We start from the raw sequence: 18,138 nt of genomic DNA, 5'->3' as shown, positions 1-18,138 counted from the left end.
TGCCTGAGATGTGAATAGAGTTACAACAAAATACCATAAGGCCGGCTTTCTGTTAGCCGGCTTTCTGTTGCTCTATTCTTTCGTTTTTGCTCAGTATCCGGTAAGTGGTGAAGTGCTGGAGGTTAATAATAATTACAGCGATGTGAGGGTGGAATTAAGCAGTGGAAATCAGAATGTAGATATACCTGTATCGGCCAATGGCCATTTTTTTACCTCTTTAGAATGGAATAAGAAGTATAACTTCTCTTTTAAGAAAGAAGGCTATGTTACAAAAGTAATAGAGTTCTCAACGCATCTGCCAGAGGGTGTGTCCAGTTCCTCCATTGAACCATATCACATGCCGGTGCGTCTTTTTAGAATTTTTGAGTGGGTAGATACGGTTTTCTTTCAAAATCCGGTTGCCAAAATTCGGTACGACAAAAGCGAAGTGCGCTCTGACGGTCGCTTTGGCGATTTTGCCGATGACCGTGATTATTCGCTAAATGTGAAATTCAGAATTGATCAGATGCGACGTGAAGGAGAAGAGGCATCAGCATCTGTTAAAGCTAAAAAGCCTGCAAAGAAGCCAACAAAAACCAAGAAGCAGAAACGGGCTAATAATACCAATTCAGAAAATACTGCAGATATTCCCATTAAGGAAGAAGAGCAAACACCAAATACCATTGATAAAGACTTTGCACGCCGCGAAATGAATGGCGCCCCGCCTTTAAAGCCTGTTTATCCGGAGGGGGAGACTAACGAAGAATTTGCTCTGAAAAACAGGCATATTCATCGAACTATTTTTGTTTACAATGGACAACGAAAGGTTTTCATCTCAGTCAAGCATGAATGGGGAGGGCATTTCTTTTTCATTGATGAGGCGCATATTGGTTACAGGTGTATATCGAAAGAAGTGTATGAGCATTCAATATTAAATTGTAGAACTAAGATAAAACAATATAAATGAGTTATATAAGAGGTTTTGCCAGTGATAATAATGCCAGTGTGCATCCTGAGGTATTAAAAGCTATTGCGGAGGCTAACAACGGACATGCTGTTGGTTATGGCGGTGATAAAACAACTGAAAATGCCTTACAACTATTTAAACAGGTATTTGGACAAGAGACTGAAACATTTTTTGTGTATAACGGAACTGGTGCCAATGTTATCGCTATTCAGGCATTGGCACAATCGTATAATGCAGTTGTATGCGCGCGTACTGCCCATATCAATGTTGATGAATGTGGGGCACCTGAGAAACTATCAGGATGTAAACTATTGCCCATTGATACAGCTAATGGCAAGATAACAGTAGCGCAGATTAAGCAATACATGCATGGCTTTGGATTTGAGCATCACTCACAGCCTAAGGTGGTGTCCATTACTCAGGCTACCGAGTTGGGAACCGTTTACTCAATTAACGAAATAAAGGAAATAGCTGATTATGTGCACAGCATGGGATTATACCTGCATATGGATGGTGCCCGGATTGCCAATGCAGCTGCTGCTTTAGACTGCACATTAGCTGAAACATCTATAAAGGCTGGCGTTGATGTACTGTCTTTTGGTGGAACCAAAAACGGACTGATGTTTGGGGAGGCCATTGTTTTTGCTAATGCTGAACTGGCAAACAATGTGAAGTATATTCGTAAGCAATCGACCCAGTTACACTCGAAAATGCGTTATGTGTCGGCGCAGTTTATTGCATTGTTGCAGAATGACCTGTGGTTACAGAATGCCCGTCACTCCAATAATATGGCTGCTCTTCTGGCCAGAGAGTTAAAGGAAGTTAGTCAAGTGAATATTACACAGCCCGTCGAGTCAAATGGCGTATTTGCAGTGGTACCTAAAGCGCTGATTGAGCCATTACAAAATGAGTTTTTCTTTTATGTCTGGGACGAAAGTCGCTCAGAGGTGCGATGGATGACCTCTTTCGATACCCGGGAAGAAGATATTAAGGCTTTTGTGTCAACTATTAAAAGGTTATTGTAGCTATTGTGACAAAACTGTCTGACATAGAACTGAAGAAAATCAAAACGGCCATTATCATCCCAGTTTTCTTCCTGATCATTACCTTCTCATTAAAGTTGCTTGAGGCCCTCGAAGGTTTTAGTTTTGTGGAGTGGGGTATCAAACCGCTCTCTATAGCTGGTTTAAGCGGAATAATATTGGCTCCGGTGGTACATTCTGACTGGGATCATTTTTTTGCCAATGCTGTGCCTTTGTTTGTTTTAGGGACAGCTTTGTTTTATTTCTACAGGGGTATAGCAATTAAGGTATTTGTATTAATCTATTTACTTACAGGCCTGTGGGTATGGCTTGGCGGGCGAGATGCCTGGCATATTGGCGCCAGTGGTGTTATATATGGCCTGGCCGCTTTCCTGATTGTTGGCGGTTTTATACGTAATTATATACCTCTCATGGCTATTTCTCTGATGGTTATTTTCTTATACGGAGGAATGATATGGGGAATTTTCCCGGTGAAATGGGACGTTCCCTATTCGTGGGAATCGCATTTATGGGGCACGGTTGCGGGTGCTGTTTTGGCCATCATCTATCGAAAAAAAGGTCCGCAAAAACCGGTTAAGGAATGGCCAGAAGAAGATTATGATTATCCATTCTGGGAAGTGGAAGATAATGATAAAGTCAATTAATCATATCTATGCGCCTATTTATCGCTATCGACTGTAATGGTTTGCAGACTGATTTGAAAACTCTCCAAGAGCCATTTTATGAAGTAAAAGCGCGCTTTGTGAAGGATTTTCATCTGACCCTGAAATTTATTGGCGAGGTAGGTGAGTCAGATTATATCTGGATTGAGAATCAACTAAAAGGAGTAAAGGTCCAAAGTTTTTATTTGCAATTGAATCAATTGGGAACTTTTAAATCTTATAGCCAGCAAGTGGTTTGGTGTGGAGTAAATGAATCGGACGAACTAAATCAACTGCATCATGAGGTGGAAAGGTTGCTTGGTCAGCGGCATCCCTCATCAAGCTCTTTTCATCCGCATATTACCCTGGCAAGGTTGAAACACCCACATAAACTGTCTTCTAAAACCAAAGAGTTAATTCAAAGGGAGATGGCACGTGAGGCGGTTAATGCGATGATGCAAGTGGATAAGTTTATGCTGATTGAAAGCAAACTAACACCGAGTGGGCCAGTTTACATAGAGAAAGCCAGTTATCCTTTAAATGGAATTTGGAGAGATGATTAACGGCAGGCGGAGGACGATTGGTTTCCATATTTTATAGTTTTAAAATTTGATTGAAACAAAGATGAATGATTCGTTTCTGGTTTCGAAAACAATTCAATATTCCTTATGGCTTTATCAACATACATCGCAGACTTCCTAAGAATGGGTATTGAGTGTGTTGATTGACAAAAAGTGATTGTTCATTGAAAAGAAGATTCGATAAACGTAAAACCTGTATTTTTGCACTATGATAAAATGGGGCAACTTCAAGCGGAAAGATGTATTGGTGCATGTTGGATGGTGGTTGGGCTATGGCTTGCTGCTTTCATACCTGCCACTTATCATTATGGATACCTATACGGCCATAATCTTTGTTTTTCGCACGCTGGTTGTCAGCATTGTAATTTTCTACGTCAATGCATATTGGCTATTGCCGCGCTACATAGCAAAGGGGGCCTATATAAAGTACCTGGCTGGTATTGGTTTAACCTTGTTTGTGACTGCAGGGGTATATCACCTGACCGGTTCACATATGGGAATCAAATCGATGCAGCAGCTGCGTGAAGATGAGCAATGGGAGCAATTAATCGATCAGGACAGGTTTTTAAGTGCCAATAAAGAGTTAATTCTAAAAAAAGAGCGTCCTCGATTCAAAGAGAGGCGATTATTTGGATTTAATATGATGGGTGTCCCTTCATTTATAGCTATTCTGTTTATTAGTACACTTTTTTGGATATACAGCGACACACGCAGGCGCAAACAGCATGAACTGAGTTTGATTAACCAAAACCTGGTCAATGAAATGAAGTTTCTGAAATCGCAAATGAATCCACATTTTCTGTTTAATGCACTCAACAATATTTATAGCCTCTCGATGCTACATTCGGTAAAAACGCCTGAGTTGGTGCTGAAATTGTCGGCCATGCTCCGGTATGTTTTATACGAGTCGGAAGATGTAAAGGTAAAGCTGGGTAAAGAAGTAGATTATATTAAAAACTTCATCGAATTTCAGCGAGTTAAAATTGAGGGGATGCCTAATATCCATGTGGATATCGACCGGGCCGACCGTATGAAGATGATAGAGCCGATGTTGCTGATTCCTTTTGTTGAGAATAGTTTTAAGCACAGTAAAATTGAGGATACAGTTAATGGCTGGATCTCTATGACGCTGACAACCGATGATGATACCATTTGTTTTGAAGTGTCTAATAGTGTTCCTAAAAAGAAGATTGCAGCCGATAAAAACAGTGGAATAGGTGTTGAAAATGTGAGGCGTCGACTCAAATACTTGTATCCTGACAAGCATTTGGTTGAGATAAAAGTGGATGAAAAGCGCTATAACCTTAAACTCAAAATAACAACAACATGAAGGTAAGATGTATTATTATAGACGATGAGTTTCCGGCACGTGAACTACTGCAAAGCTTTATTGCAAAATTTGCCCATCTGGAGTTGGCAGGTAGCTTTAAATCACCTTTGGAAGCTATGGGTGTTCTGCAAAACGATGATATCGACCTGATGTTTCTGGATATACAGATGCCTGATATAACGGGGATTGATTTTCTGAAGACACTCACTAAAAAACCACTGGTGGTATTTACTACGGCCTATGAGGAATATGCCGTGGAAGGCTATAAGCTGGATGTGCTGGACTACCTTGTGAAACCTTTCTCTTTCGAGCGTTTTATGCATACCATTAATAAGGTGGGCGATCGCCTCTCATATAAACATGTGGTTAATGATTTTCAGTCTCTGTCGCCTAAGGAGGAAACAAAGAACTTTATGATGGTTAAGGCCGATCACAAGATTTATCGGGTCAAATTCAAGGATATTCTATACATCGAAGGCCTGAGAGAGTATGTGACATTTTTCTGCACTAACGAAAAGATTGTGTCCCTTGAGTCGTTGCGTAACCTTGAGCAACAACTGGAGAAGCATGGGTTTATGCGTGTTCACAAGTCATACATTGTCAATATTGAGCGCATTGTGGCTTTTTATGGAAATCAGTTAAAGCTGGATAATGTGCAAAAATACATTCCTATTGGTAAATCATTTAAAGAAGTAGTCAACAAGCGATTAGTCAATAGTTGAGTGAATAAAATCAGTATTAAGCATTGACTTTTTAAGGCTTATTTATTTCACAATTTTTCTATTTTTGCGACTTCATTTTTTAATGACCAGCATGATGTTGCCGGTTCAGCAATTACAGATAAAAACAACAGAATAAATGAGCAACCCGATTAACAACACCCGTGAGGTTAAAAGTGATTTAGAAATTGCACAGGCTGCCCAAATGCAGCACATATCAAAGATTGCGGCAAAGCTGAATATTTCAGAAGATGAATTGGAGCTTTATGGAAAATATAAGGCTAAACTGCCACTGCATCTGATTGATGACAGCAAAGTAAACGCCAACAACCTGGTATTGGTAACAGCATTAACACCTACACTGGCGGGCGAAGGTAAAACCACCATTTCTATTGGTTTGACTGAAGGTTTGAACAAAATTGGGAAGCAGGCAACAGCTGTATTGCGCGAGCCTTCTCTAGGTCCTGTATTTGGCATTAAAGGTGGAGCAGCTGGTGGCGGTCATGCACAGGTAGTACCTATGGAGGATATCAACCTGCATTTTACAGGCGATTTCAGTGCCATTGAGAAGGCTAACAACCTATTGGCAGCCCTCATTGATAATAACATCCAAAGCAAAACACGAAGTTTGAATATTGATCCGCGTACCGTTATCTGGAAGCGAGTCATTGATATGAATGACAGGACCTTACGAGATATTGTCATTGGTTTGGGGGGGACGCCTAATGGTATACCACGTCAGGATGGTTTTAATATTACAGCAGCCTCCGAAATTATGGCCATCCTTTGTATGTCTAATGATATCGCTGATTTGAAGCGCCGTCTGGGTAATATTTTCATCGGTTTCACCTTTGATAAAAAGCCGGTTTATGCGCGTGAACTAAATGCGGAGGGAGCCATGGCATTGCTGTTAAAAGATGCCATTAAGCCTAACCTGGTGCAGACATTGGAAGGTAATCCTGCTATTATTCATGGTGGACCTTTTGCTAACATTGCTCAAGGAACTAATACGATTATTGCCACTAAAATGGGATTGTCGTTGTCGGACTATGTGGTTACAGAAGCCGGATTTGGTGCTGATTTAGGAGCCGAAAAATTCCTGAATATAAAATGTGTTGCTGGTGGCTTGAAGCCGAAGGCGATGGTTATTGTCGCTACTATCCGTGCTCTACGTCACCATGGTGGTGCCCCTGCCAATGAATTGAACACGCCTAGCTGTGATCGCTTAAGAAAAGGATTTGAGAATTTGGCCAAGCACATCGAAAATGCGCAGAAGTTTGGCCTTAATCCGGTAGTTTCGATTAACAATTTCATTTCGGATACAGAGGAAGAAGTGGTGTTGCTTCAGTCTCTATGTGCTGAATTAGGCGTTAAGGCAGTGCCAACCAAAGCCTGGGCAATGGGAGGTGATGGTGCTATGTCTTTGGCACAGGCTGTTGTTGAGGAAGTTGAAAGTAATAACAACAACTTTAAGCAGCTGTATGATCACAACCAGGGAGTTAAAGAAAAGATAGAGACCATTGCGCGCGAAATATACGGGGCAGATGGGGTAGACTTCTCTAAACAGGCGTTGGCAGACATTAAAAAGATTGAGAGTCTTGAACTGGACAAGCTACCAATTTGTATGGCAAAGACACAAAAGTCGTTTTCAGATAATGAGAAACTGATTGGACGTCCTAAGGGATTTACCGTGACAGTTCGTGAGTTTGAGATAGCAGCCGGAGCCGGTTTCATTATTCCAATCCTTGGTAAGATGATGCGTATGCCAGGCTTGCCAGCCGTGCCGGCCTCAGAGGGCATGGATATTGATGAGAACGGTGTGATTACCGGATTATCATAAATGCAATCAATTTACACCAATAAAAAAACCTCGCTATCAGCGAGGTTTTTTTGTATATCCGTAATTGTTGGATTAATTCTCAGCAGGCAGTTCACGCAGCTTCAGGTGGTCGCCGGCATCTTTAACTATTGTTTTGTAATAGTCTTGCGAGTAGCCAGGGAATTTAGCGTGAGCTGGGTTACCGTGCTCATTGCGCTTAAAAACGCCGTTTTCTTCTTCGTGCAGGTTGCCATCATTGTATTTCACTAACAGGAATTCACCCAGTTTGCGCCATCTTTCGGTTACCAATTCAGCTTGGTTGATGGAGAAATCAGTCAAGAACTGACGAGCCAGTTCAGGATTCTGATCATACAAGGCTTTAGCCGACTGGTCTATAGCAGCTGTGAAAGACGTAAGGTTATCTTCCAGCTCCGTTTGTACCTTTTTGATGTCCTCAATCATGTGGCTGTATCGGCCATAGGCCTGGTTGCTCACAAATGTAAACACCCAGAAAGAAGCATCCCAAGTGAAGTTTAGCAGGTCACCGGTACCTTTTGCCAGACAGTTAGGCACGGCTGTCATACCGGCATACATAGGCATGTAAACAGTTGATGCAGCATCATCCACACCAAACCAAAGGATACCGCCAATATGATCTGGTAACCAGTTACGCATTTGTGCTACAAAAGAGAAACCTGTCTGTTGAGTGGCAATGGCGCGCTCATTGAAATACTTTTCACCCTCAACTTCCCATGTTAACGGACGGAAGCGGTATGGCTTCGCATAAGGGCCCGCACCGGCATCTTTAGTCATGTCAAGAGCTGTTCCTTCGTAATGGTCGCGCATAATGTTCATTACATCGCGGTGTGAAATCTTACGATCAGGCTTAATGTATAATGGCATTCTTTCAGTTGAGTTACCTAAGGCATATTCCTCATATTTACCCATATCAGCAGGGTTCATAATGTTGAAGGCACTCCAAACACGGGCGTCGCAGAAGCGAACTGCACCAAAGTCAAGTGGCGCATAGGCATCAGCAAAGCTGAAGTCTTTGTTTTTACCATCAAAATAGCCTTTTTCACGGGCGAATGAGATAACATCTTCTGAATACAGGCAGTTCTCTTTGTCTTTCAATGGGAAAGTAGTGATACGTGCCTGGTTGGCGTGGGCCGATACATAACCATCAGGGATGCGCACAGCTACCCAAACAGCACCCTTGTTGTTTTCACCTTTACCAATCATTTCCATTACCCATACTTCATCTTTATCAGCAATAGAAAATGATTCGCCTGAGCTGTAATAGCCATGCTCGGCTACCAGTTCAGTCATCACCTGGATGGCTTCACGCGCTGTTTTGGCACGTTGAAGTGTGATATAAATAAGGCTGCCGTAGTCTATCAAACCATTGTTGTCACGTAATTCTGAGCGACCACCAAAGGTTGTTTCGGCAATGGTAAGCTGGTGCTCATTCATGTTACCAATCACTGTGTATGTTTGACTGGCCTGAGGAATTTCACCAAGGTATTTACCGGTATCCCATTCATAAACCTTAAGCATAGTGCCAGGTTCGTAGGTGGCAGCCGGCCAAAAATACAACTCACCATATAGATCATGAGAGTCGGCTGCGTAAGAAATCATAGTGGAACCGTCCACCGACGCATTTTTGGTCACCAATACATTGGTACAGGCATTCGCAGGTGTTATATGAAACAGCATGGCTGCAACACCCACTAATGCAATAAATCTTTTCATCATATCAATAAAATATTAAGTGAAAATGTTTGTTCTGACACAAATATATAAAATCCCGGATATTAGAATGTGAGATTTGACAGGTTTAAAAACACAGCTTAAATACTGTTTGGCACACAGACCAATTATTAACATATTGCCTTAATAGTTTGCGTTTTACTATCATTTTTACTTATTTGCATGGGTGAGATCTGGGGAAAATGCAAATAAGGGATGAACTCATTACGGCATTAGACTATTCGGAAAGTATTGTTGTGTTAACGGATAATCGAGGGATGATCCGATATGTGAACAATAGTTTCGTAGAAAAGTACGGCTACTCGAGAGAGGAAGTGATTGGGAAAACTCCGCGCCTTTTTAAAAGTGATTATCACGATGCCTTATACTATCATAACCTTTGGGCTACCATAAAAAATGGTGAAACCTGGCGTGGGCTCTTCAAGAATATTACCAAGGGTGGTGATTTTATATGGGAGAAAGCTGTTATAAGTCCGGTGAAAGCTGATAACGGCCGTTTAAGTGGTTTTATTGCTGTCAAAGAGGATATAACCCGCCAACGTGAGCTGCAGCTACAGCTCGACCGTGATAACAGTTTTCTGGATGAATTATTTGATAATTCACCTGTAGGCATAGCTATTCTTCAGCCAATTTACGAGCACGACAAGGTTGTTGACTTCAGAGTTACAAGAGCTAATCCGTCAGCCGGCATTGTTGTGGGCAGACTTGGTTTGGTAGGGCTGAAAGTGAGCGATATTTTACCCGATTACCAGATGGATCAGGAGCGACTGGCACAGGTATTATCCCGCAAGTCATCTTTTGAATCGCACCTTCAGGATATTGGGAAGCATGTCCGCTATCGGAGCTTTCCTTTTGGAAAGGATAACGTGTGTTTGTTCTTTTATGATGTATCGCCCTACAGACAAACTATACAGGCATTGGAGGCAAGTGAAGAGCGTTACTTTTCATTGGTGGAAGATGCACCGGCCCTTATCAGTCGTTTTGATAAAGACGGCGTACTCATCTATGCCAATGAAGAATATTGTAAAACCTTTGAGGTGCAGCGCGAAGATTTGATTGGGCGTAATATTTATGACTGGTATCCGGACGAAGAGAAAAGTCGTGCTAAGCGTACGATTAAATCATTAACAGCAGAAAATCCCATAAGCGTTGTTGAACATCAGCTGGTGCTGGAAGGTGGTAAAACCAAATGGATGCGCTGGCTTGACCGGGCCCTGGTTGATTCGAATGGTAAAATATTTGAATACCAATCGGTGGGCATGGATTTAACCCCGTTGAAGAAAACAGAACTGGAGCTGATTCAGCATCGAAATAAGCTGGATGCGGTGGTAAACAGCACAGTGGCAGGCATAGGTGTGGTGTCACCTGATGGACGCTTTGTACTGGTCAACGAGCGCTTTCAGAAGATGATGGGATACGATAGTAAAGAGGAAATTTACGCATGTGAACATCTGGAGTTTGCTCATCCACGATGGGCGGCTATAGCTGAGCAAAACTTTCAGCGCCTGTTGTCAGGTGAAGTTAACGATTATAACCTTGAGCTGGAGATTATAAGGCGTGATAAAACAACGTTTTGGGGCGACCTGCATGTATCGCCTATAAAAGATGTAAACGGTGAGATAGTGGAGATTATTGGTATTATTACTGATAGTACCAAGAAGAAAGAGACCGAGCTGCAACTGAAGGAGCGCGAAGAGAAGCTGAAGGAGCTGAATGCTACCAAAGACAAACTGTTTTCCATCATTGCTCATGATATCAAGAATCCTTTTAACAGTATACTTGGCTTTTCTGGGCTTCTTAAAAACAACCTGGATCATTACAGCAGGGAAGAGATTAAGTCCTATATCGAGCAGATAGCCTTGAGTAGCGAAAATGTCTATAAGCTATTAGATGATTTGTTGATATGGGCCAAAAGTCAATTGGGCCAAATGACGGTTAATCCCCAGTTTTTTCGCTTAAGAAATCTGGTTGATATGGCGTTCGAACATTACACTTTACAGGCCGAAAACAAGCAGATTGCACTCATCAACGATATACGGCAGCAGGAAGTGGCGTATGCCGACCTGGATATGATGAAGTTTGTGGTGCGTAACCTGATTCATAACGCCATTAAGTTTACCAATTCCAATGGAGTGGTGAGATGCCGGGCAGCTATCGACGGTGAGTTTGTAATATTGTCGGTTAAAGATACCGGTATTGGCATTCGTCCTGAGAAAGTAAAAACATTGTTTAACATCAGTAGTTACATGACTACCTCCGGCACGTCAGAGGAAAAAGGAACAGGTTTGGGATTGCACCTGTCGCTGGATATGGTAGAAAAAAATGATGGGCGAATAGAGGTGGAAAGTGAAGTGGGCGTAGGCACCGAAATAAAAGTCTACCTGCCATTAACTGATCAATAAAAAAGCGCCGTAACCTTCGGTTCGACGCTTTTCAAATATTTTTTCTCCTGACTTAAAATGTATTGACCACTTTTCTGATTTCTACCAGTCGGGTCATCAGGCCTTCCAGCAAATCGAGGTGCAGCATATTGGCACCATCTGATTTGGCATTACCCGGATCGAAATGTGTTTCTATAAATAGCCCATCCGCACCAACAGCAATACCAGCGCGTGCCACTGTTTCAATCAGCTCGGGCTTACCACCTGTCACACCGCTTGATTGATTAGGTTGCTGCAGTGAGTGGGTGATATCAAGTACAACAGGCACATCGAATTGCTTCATGGCAGGGATACCACGGTAATCAACAATCATATCCTGGTAGCCAAACATGGTACCACGGTCGGTTAGTATCACCTGATTGTTATGACTGTCTCTCACTTTATTTACAGCAAATACCATCGATTCGGGGCTCAGAAACTGTCCTTTCTTAATGTTAACCACCTTACCTGTGTTAGCAGCGGCCACCAACAGGTCAGTTTGGCGACATAAGAAGGCTGGTATCTGCAATACATCTACATATTCGGCAGCCATGGCCGCTTCTTCGGCCGCATGAATATCTGTAACCGTCGGCACATCAAATGTCTCGCTCACCTTGCGCAGAATCTTCAACGCTTTTTCATCGCCAATACCACTGAATGAATCGATGCGTGAACGATTGGCTTTACGGTACGAGCCCTTAAAAATGTAAGGTATCTGCAGCTTGTTAGTGATTTCAACAATGCGCTCAGCTATGCGCAAGGCCATCTCTTCGCCTTCGATGGCACAAGGGCCGGCCAGCAGGAAAAAGTTGCCACTATCGGTATGTTTAATCTTTGGTATCTTATTTATATCCATGGTCGTTAAATAGTCCGAAGCACTATAGTCCGGAGGTTGTTTTAATTTCGATTACAAAAATAGGCAAAGCCACTGACATTTTAAATTAAATTAGTCAGTAGTGAGTGGTCAGTCGTGAGTAATGAGTTTCTGCGGCTCGCATCTTTACTTACAAGGTGCTCATAAAGCTGCAATCCGTTTTATGCAGCGGACTTTCGAACTTCGGACTGTATTCTTACTTATACCGGTCCTTCCACAAAAACTGCATACGTTCATTCACTTTGGCTTCCTGCGGGTTGTTTTGCGGATGATAGATCTGCTGTTTCTGAAGCTCATCGGGCAGGTAATCCTGCTCCACAAAATTATTAGGATAGGAGTGAGCATATAAATACTCCTTACCATAGTTAAGCTCTTTCATGAGCTTGGTGGGCGCATTGCGCAGATGCAGCGGCACCGGCAGGTTACCGGTTTGTTTGACTATTGACTGGGCATCTTTTATGGCCTGATAGGCCGAGTTACTTTTGGGGCTGGTGGCCAGGTAAATGGTAACTTGCGACAGAATAATACGGGCCTCGGGCCAGCCCACCATCTTAATGGCTTCGAAACAGTTGGTAGCCAGCAGTAGCGCATTGGGATTGGCCAGTCCAATATCTTCGGAGGCCGAAATAATCAGGCGGCGGGCAATGAATTTAGGATCTTCGCCACCTTCTACCATGCGTGCCAACCAATATACGGCTGCATTTGGGTCGCTGCCACGAATAGATTTAATAAAGGCCGATACAATGTCGTAATGCATCTCGCCATTTTTATCGTACTGGGCCGGGTTTTGTTGTAGATGTGTGGTGACCAGTTCATCGGTAATCTCAATCGTTTCGCTGCTTATTTCGGCATTGGTCACCAGTTCGAGGATATTGAGCAGCTTACGTGCATCGCCACCTGAGTAACGCAGTAAGGCGGTGTCTTCTTTAACCGTGATGTTCTTCTCCTTTAAAAGAATGTCCTCGCTGAGCACCTTGTCAACCAGTTCGAGCAAATCCTCTTTTTCAAGGGCTTTGAGTACATACACCTGGCAGCGCGACAAGAGTGGCGAAATAACCTCAAATGACGGGTTTTCGGTGGTGGCACCAATCAGCGTTACCACACCTTCTTCTACGGCACCCAGCAGGCTATCCTGCTGCGACTTGCTGAAGCGGTGTATCTCATCGATAAACAGGATGGGAGAGGGCGAACTGAAGAACCGGGCCTTACGGGCCTTTTCTATGGCTTCGCGCACATCCTTCACCCCAGAGTTGATGGCCGACAGCACAAAGAATGGTCGCTCAAGTTGCTTGGAGATGATTTTGGCCAGGGTGGTTTTACCAACTCCCGGAGGCCCCCATAAAATGATGGACGAAATCACTTTGCGATCAAGCATCTTACGCAGCACAGCGCCTTTGCCAACCAGGTGCTTCTGACCAATGTATTGTTCCAGGTTTGTTGGCCGCATCCGCTCGGCCAGGGGAGGATATCCACTCATGCATCTTTGTTTTAAGAACCCAAAAATACAAATTTCATTGTTGCCTGCAGCAGCAGAATGAAATACTCTAGGGTAATCACCTTTAGAATAGTGATGTTTTTTTTATACGCTTTACCGACATAAGTAACGCCGTTTGGGACCCATTGGCAAAAGCGGAGGTAAGAAAAATTTGCTCCCAAGCTGTAAATCTTTAAATTTTTCCAGAAGCGTTGCCTTAATGGGTAAACAAGTACTTTAGTCGGCGGCTTTTTTCTCACCTTTTTGAGCTGGAGGCAAAAAGGTGAAGCCTCAACGGCTTGAGTTGAAAAAAACAGTTTTTTTAATGCGATTGCTGTGAGCAATTCTCGAGTTGTCAGTTTCTGATTTTTAAGGAAAACAATTGGTGGTTTTAGAAAATGGTTCAATAACACTTATGTAGTTTTAATGCTTAAACACATCGCTATAACCCACGATAAAGGCTACATCTCCTTTTTGATATACCTCTTTAGGAGTGCCAAAGAAACTGATGTTCCTGATAGAGTCAAAGGAACCATCGTCTGCCAGGTAGGCTGTTAAAGCCTCTTTTACTTTTACCAGGTGTGCATAGTCGACCTCGGGAGTGCCATGTGAGCCAAATATACGATAGCCGGCATTGCTATGCTCTTGTATGGTATTGATGCTTTGCAGGTAGGCCTCACAGTTGTTAACCAGCAACAGGTCGTTGTAGATGAGATCGCCGGTAAAGATGTATCGCTGCTCATGGTCGATAAGCGCAATGGAGGCCTTTGAATGGCCGGGTGTGTGGAGTACTTGTATGTTACGGTTGCCTAAATCAATGGCTTCGCCAACAGGGTATAGTCTGTCGATTTTTAGGCTGATGGTATCATCACTTAATACTTCAGTTTTAGTAAGTACCAGAATGCTATCGGCAGACAGGCGATTGGCAAGAAATGGAAGTGCCGCAAGGCCAACTTTACGAAAATCAGAAGCGCCGCCAATGTGGTCGAAATGAAAGTGGGACAGTAGCAAGGTAACCGGCACCGGACTGAGCGAATTGGCCACCTGTGCCATACTCTGCATTTTGTTTTCGCCTGTGCCGGCATCCAGCAATATGGCTTCTTTCTCACCAATGATTAAAAAGCTGGAGTTACGCTGCGAACTGTTGGGCTCGGAAATACTATAAGTGCGCTTATTGAGCTGCTGGATTTGGTACCAATCATCCTGATTTGTGCTGCAGCTAATGGTGATAATGGCAATGATGATGAAGGTAAGTAGTTGTTTCATGGGTTTGGGTGTTGTTTGTTAGGTGATTGGATTCGCGCGGCAGTGGGGGAATTGGATTCATGCTGTTGCGATGAAAGGTTTATTAATCAAATTCATAGTAGTATACATTAGTATTGATTTCTTCCCATTTTGCAATTTGACCACCAAATTCTAATTGATGGAAAGAATTAACCTTTTCACCATCTGCAAGTATTAAACCATAGCCACCCCACATTGATAATTCATATATAAGCAAAATATATTCTTGTCTTGTTACACTAATAAAACCAAGTTGTCTCGATATATTAATCAGTTCTTTCTGGGAGTCATTTCTGTTTTGAAAAGGTATGATATGAAAATCACCATTTATAGGAATCCTCTTAATAGATTGAATATTATTTTTTTCCAATATTGTTATCATTTCTATAATATTGTCCTTATTCAGATTGCAAAATGCTTTAACAGCTGGAGTAGTCAAGAGATCTCCAATTTTAGCACTAACAAGTAAGTTCAGAATCACAAAAGCAGGAATCAGTAGTCCTTTTAATGTATATCTAATGTTTAATAAAGTAATGAACCAGATTATAAAAACACTTGTAAGTATTACCAGAATCATTGTATAAATCGAAGTGTTATAGTCTCCCAGTCCCAATGGTAAATAGGTTTTAAAAAATATCCTAAAAACTTTAGAGCAAACTGACAAAGTGAAGGACAACAGAAATAATACTAGCACCATTCCAGGTCTATTAATGTGATTCAGAATCCTTTTCATGTAAATTTTATTGGTTTATACACCATATAACTTCCAAATACTCACGAATGCCAAATGCTTGAGGCTAGCGTGTTGTGGGGTGTTTTTTTATCAGTCTAAATAGCAATAAGATTAATACAATCAAATTCCCTAAAAGTACAACGACTAAATTCCTAGAAACTTTTACAGCTCTTTCTGTAGTCTGTGAATTTCTATAATTTGAATTTTCAATAAACTTAATTACTTCATTCTTTACAAAATCAATGTCTTCTGAATTATTGATTTTAAGAAGCTTTTCATTGTGATATGCAATGTTTTTTGTTCGAAAAATATCAATGTTAGAGAAGTTTTTTGCAAAAGCTAGAAATGTGAAAACCAATCCAATTAAGATTAGTACAGTTGTAATTGCAATTTCTTTTCTTTTCATTTGAATAGCTTTATGATTTTCGCTAAAAAGATTATTAGTCCAACTACCGAAGCAGATATAGAACTCCAAAATACTCCTCTGAGCCAAAACTTTTATTTGTTTTTAACTTTTCATTTTAAGCCAAATCAGAGATTTGGCGGTAGTCGAATACCGAACTATACTTCAAAAAAATCTCGAATGCCATATGCTTTATACTAGCGTGTTAGCAGCTTTTATTTTATAAGTTTTTTTAAATGGTTCTTCTTTCCATTAAACTTAATCTTGCTGCAATAATTTCTAAAGTACTTTACTGCATTTTCAATCCTTTTAAATTCGTCCTCTATTTTTTTCTGTTCGGCTTCCAGATTAATATCACTATGAAAATCTGGGTCTTCTTTCCATTTATAATGGACAAAAGCATTTCTTGAATCAGCAAGATTCTTAATAGTATTTAGGTGATTCTTATTGAACTTTGGGTAGTTCATAAGTTCGAGTAACCAAGTGAATTTACCCCAAATATTAACCGACTGAATTATAGACAATCTGTTTTTATTGTCAATTTTATTTCTTCTACAATATAAGTCAATTAAATCATTAACTTGATGTTCAAAGTAAGTCGCATAGAATATTCTGGCGTAGTCTAATTCGTTATTTTTTTTATAGTGTCGAGCTTTTGAAGTTAAACTATCTGTATGGTCAACAGTCATGCTCAGATTATCTATACCGCCTTCATCAAGTATTCGCTTAAGTGCCTTGAAATGTGATTCACTATCCTTAATATCATCGTCATTAAAAACACCATTCGCATAAAAACTCTCTGTGATTGAGAGAACAATGTCATCAGCTAGTTTACGTATATTGTCATTGTCTATTTTCATTCTTCGACTAATAAAAGTTTTGAGTATTAATTGTAACAGATTTTTATCACTGAATAATTGCTGCTAACTCCCAAACAACCTCACCAGGTGCTGTTACTTTTCTTATATCCATCACCATCCTAAAGATGTATAATATTTTCTATATAGAAAAGTATAGTGCCATATAAGAGGAGTCGGTATGGCGTATTAATAGGGCGGTTGATACAAAACAGCCCCACATGTCTGCAGGGCTGCAACTAATCTCGGTTAACTGTTTATTGGTCTGCTACCACTTTAGTGCTGCGGTTGCGCACCACGGCATTACTCTCGGCAATGCGATTGGCAGTAAATTGTGCCAGCCGGCCATATAGGGGTGCATTTACCTTTTGCATAGTATATAGGTAAGGGGCCACATCATCGTGAAGTAAGTTGATGAGGCGTTTTTTAATCACCGATGCTGTTTCCAGCTCCTGTTGGTCGTCCCTGGCACCATAGTAGGCATGCTGTTTGGCGTTAAAATTAACCACCGCCGTTTCGAGCTGGCTGAAGCGCACGTCGCACCCGGTCAGGGCCGTGATGCAGGCCGCATAGGGCTCGGTTTTACTATCGGTAATCATTGAGCTCAGCAGCGGATACTCTTCGCGGTAGCCTTTGCTTTTTACTTCCAGGCCATACTTATCTATCATTTTAAACAGTTGTATGGCAGGGCCGGATATGGCTTCATCGGGGTGGTAGGTATAGCCTTTGACCAAACCATGCAGCAAGGTAAATACACTGTCGGTTACATCGTCCAGTTCGGCCAATTCCGATTCAATGGAATCGCGCTTAATGGCAATGCCCAGTTGTGCGTTCTGTTCACTCAGCTGCTTATATACCATGGTGAGGTAGCTGTCAGCCGAATAATCACGCTTTTTGTACTCATCAATAAGCTGCTGCACCAAACCATTGACTTCGCTGATGCGGGTGTTTAATCGAATTTTTTGAATTTTCTCCATATTGTCCTATTTAGAGGTTTGTAAAATGTATTTAGTGAGATTAGTTTCAGATGGTTGATACACCGTGTATCGAGCAGAAAATGAAAAAGCGTCGATACACCATGTATTTTTGCATTTTGAAGCCTGGCGATGCCGATACACGATGTATTTTGCATTTTTGGACTTGTTGGAGCAAATACACGGTGTATTTTGACTTTTTGGAACTTGTTGGGCCCGATACACGGTGTATCGGCTTGTCCAAGCACTAAAACAAGCAAATACACGCTG

The 18,138-nt window shown here is 41.7% G+C and carries 17 protein-coding genes; 8 read left to right on the top strand and 9 right to left on the bottom strand.

The genetic code is table 11. The features are described from left to right. Positions 1-10: 10 nt before the first annotated feature. From KEM09_RS05890 to KEM09_RS05860, 7 genes are all read left to right on the top strand, one after another. Complete coding sequence (locus tag KEM09_RS05890) at positions 11-946, top strand: hypothetical protein (protein WP_212226698.1); 936 nt, start codon at positions 11-13, stop codon at positions 944-946. Next, positions 943-1,971 (top strand): threonine aldolase family protein, encoded by a 1,029-nt coding sequence (locus KEM09_RS05885; RefSeq protein ID WP_244824867.1) that lies wholly within the window; start codon positions 943-945, stop codon positions 1,969-1,971. Before KEM09_RS05890 ends, KEM09_RS05885 begins: the two co-directional genes overlap by 4 nt. Positions 1,972-1,976: 5 nt before the next feature. Then, positions 1,977-2,633, top strand: coding sequence for a rhomboid family intramembrane serine protease (locus KEM09_RS05880; RefSeq protein WP_212226696.1), 657 nt, complete (start codon positions 1,977-1,979; stop codon positions 2,631-2,633). Between the two features lie 8 nt (positions 2,634-2,641). Then, a complete protein-coding gene (thpR, locus tag KEM09_RS05875; protein ID WP_212226694.1) occupies positions 2,642-3,193 on the top strand; it encodes an RNA 2',3'-cyclic phosphodiesterase in 552 nt (183 codons plus the stop codon). 226 nt (positions 3,194-3,419) lie between these two features. Next, positions 3,420-4,541 carry a sensor histidine kinase gene (locus KEM09_RS05870; RefSeq protein ID WP_212226692.1) on the top strand — a complete coding sequence of 374 codons (1,122 nt, stop codon included), beginning with the start codon at positions 3,420-3,422 and terminating at the stop codon, positions 4,539-4,541. Continuing rightward, positions 4,538-5,263 (top strand): LytR/AlgR family response regulator transcription factor, encoded by a 726-nt coding sequence (locus KEM09_RS05865; RefSeq protein WP_212226690.1) that lies wholly within the window; start codon positions 4,538-4,540, stop codon positions 5,261-5,263. The genes KEM09_RS05870 and KEM09_RS05865 overlap by 4 nt, the downstream gene beginning before the upstream one ends. Before the next feature lie 136 nt (positions 5,264-5,399). Then, positions 5,400-7,100, top strand: coding sequence for a formate--tetrahydrofolate ligase (locus KEM09_RS05860; protein ID WP_212226688.1), 1,701 nt, complete (start codon positions 5,400-5,402; stop codon positions 7,098-7,100). Positions 7,101-7,172: 72 nt separating this feature from the next. Here KEM09_RS05860 and KEM09_RS05855 read toward each other — a convergent pair whose 3' ends face one another. Continuing rightward, entirely contained in the window at positions 7,173-8,834 is a 1,662-nt protein-coding gene (locus KEM09_RS05855; protein WP_244824866.1) for a dipeptidase, read from the bottom strand. 197 nt (positions 8,835-9,031) lie between these two features. Here KEM09_RS05855 and KEM09_RS05850 point away from each other — a divergent pair, with 197 nt between their 5' ends. Beyond that, positions 9,032-11,251 (top strand): PAS domain-containing sensor histidine kinase, encoded by a 2,220-nt coding sequence (locus KEM09_RS05850; RefSeq protein WP_212226686.1) that lies wholly within the window; start codon positions 9,032-9,034, stop codon positions 11,249-11,251. 52 nt (positions 11,252-11,303) lie between these two features. On the opposite strand, the gene kdsA is transcribed toward KEM09_RS05850, so the two are convergent. The 8 genes from kdsA to KEM09_RS05810 all read right to left on the bottom strand — a co-directional run bounded on the left by kdsA (position 11,304) and on the right by KEM09_RS05810 (position 17,871). After that, positions 11,304-12,125, bottom strand: coding sequence for a 3-deoxy-8-phosphooctulonate synthase (kdsA, locus tag KEM09_RS05845; protein WP_212188429.1), 822 nt, complete (start codon positions 12,123-12,125; stop codon positions 11,304-11,306). Positions 12,126-12,339: 214 nt separating this feature from the next. Then, positions 12,340-13,620: a replication-associated recombination protein A gene (locus KEM09_RS05840; protein WP_212226684.1), complete on the bottom strand. Its 1,281-nt coding sequence runs from the start codon at positions 13,618-13,620 to the stop codon at positions 12,340-12,342. Positions 13,621-13,631: 11 nt separating this feature from the next. Then, positions 13,632-14,030, bottom strand: a complete 399-nt coding sequence (locus KEM09_RS05835; protein ID WP_212226681.1) for a hypothetical protein — start codon at positions 14,028-14,030, stop codon at positions 13,632-13,634. Between the two features lie 10 nt (positions 14,031-14,040). Further along, positions 14,041-14,883 carry an MBL fold metallo-hydrolase gene (locus KEM09_RS05830; RefSeq protein ID WP_212226679.1) on the bottom strand — a complete coding sequence of 281 codons (843 nt, stop codon included), beginning with the start codon at positions 14,881-14,883 and terminating at the stop codon, positions 14,041-14,043. 82 nt (positions 14,884-14,965) lie between these two features. Beyond that, positions 14,966-15,634 carry a hypothetical protein gene (locus KEM09_RS05825; RefSeq protein ID WP_212226677.1) on the bottom strand — a complete coding sequence of 223 codons (669 nt, stop codon included), beginning with the start codon at positions 15,632-15,634 and terminating at the stop codon, positions 14,966-14,968. Positions 15,635-15,698: 64 nt separating this feature from the next. Next, positions 15,699-16,040 carry a hypothetical protein gene (locus tag KEM09_RS05820; protein WP_212226675.1) on the bottom strand — a complete coding sequence of 114 codons (342 nt, stop codon included), beginning with the start codon at positions 16,038-16,040 and terminating at the stop codon, positions 15,699-15,701. Positions 16,041-16,252: 212 nt separating this feature from the next. Continuing rightward, positions 16,253-16,897 carry a hypothetical protein gene (locus tag KEM09_RS05815; RefSeq protein WP_212226674.1) on the bottom strand — a complete coding sequence of 215 codons (645 nt, stop codon included), beginning with the start codon at positions 16,895-16,897 and terminating at the stop codon, positions 16,253-16,255. Between the two features lie 254 nt (positions 16,898-17,151). After that, positions 17,152-17,871 carry a DUF6261 family protein gene (locus tag KEM09_RS05810; RefSeq protein WP_212226672.1) on the bottom strand — a complete coding sequence of 240 codons (720 nt, stop codon included), beginning with the start codon at positions 17,869-17,871 and terminating at the stop codon, positions 17,152-17,154. Positions 17,872-18,138 lie beyond the last annotated feature (267 nt).

Source organism: Carboxylicivirga mesophila (genome assembly GCF_018271975.1).
Lineage (GTDB): Bacteria > Bacteroidota > Bacteroidia > Bacteroidales > Marinilabiliaceae > Carboxylicivirga > Carboxylicivirga mesophila.
Note: the sequence above shows the minus strand (reverse complement) of the source record. Positions and strands in the feature narration are given on the sequence as shown.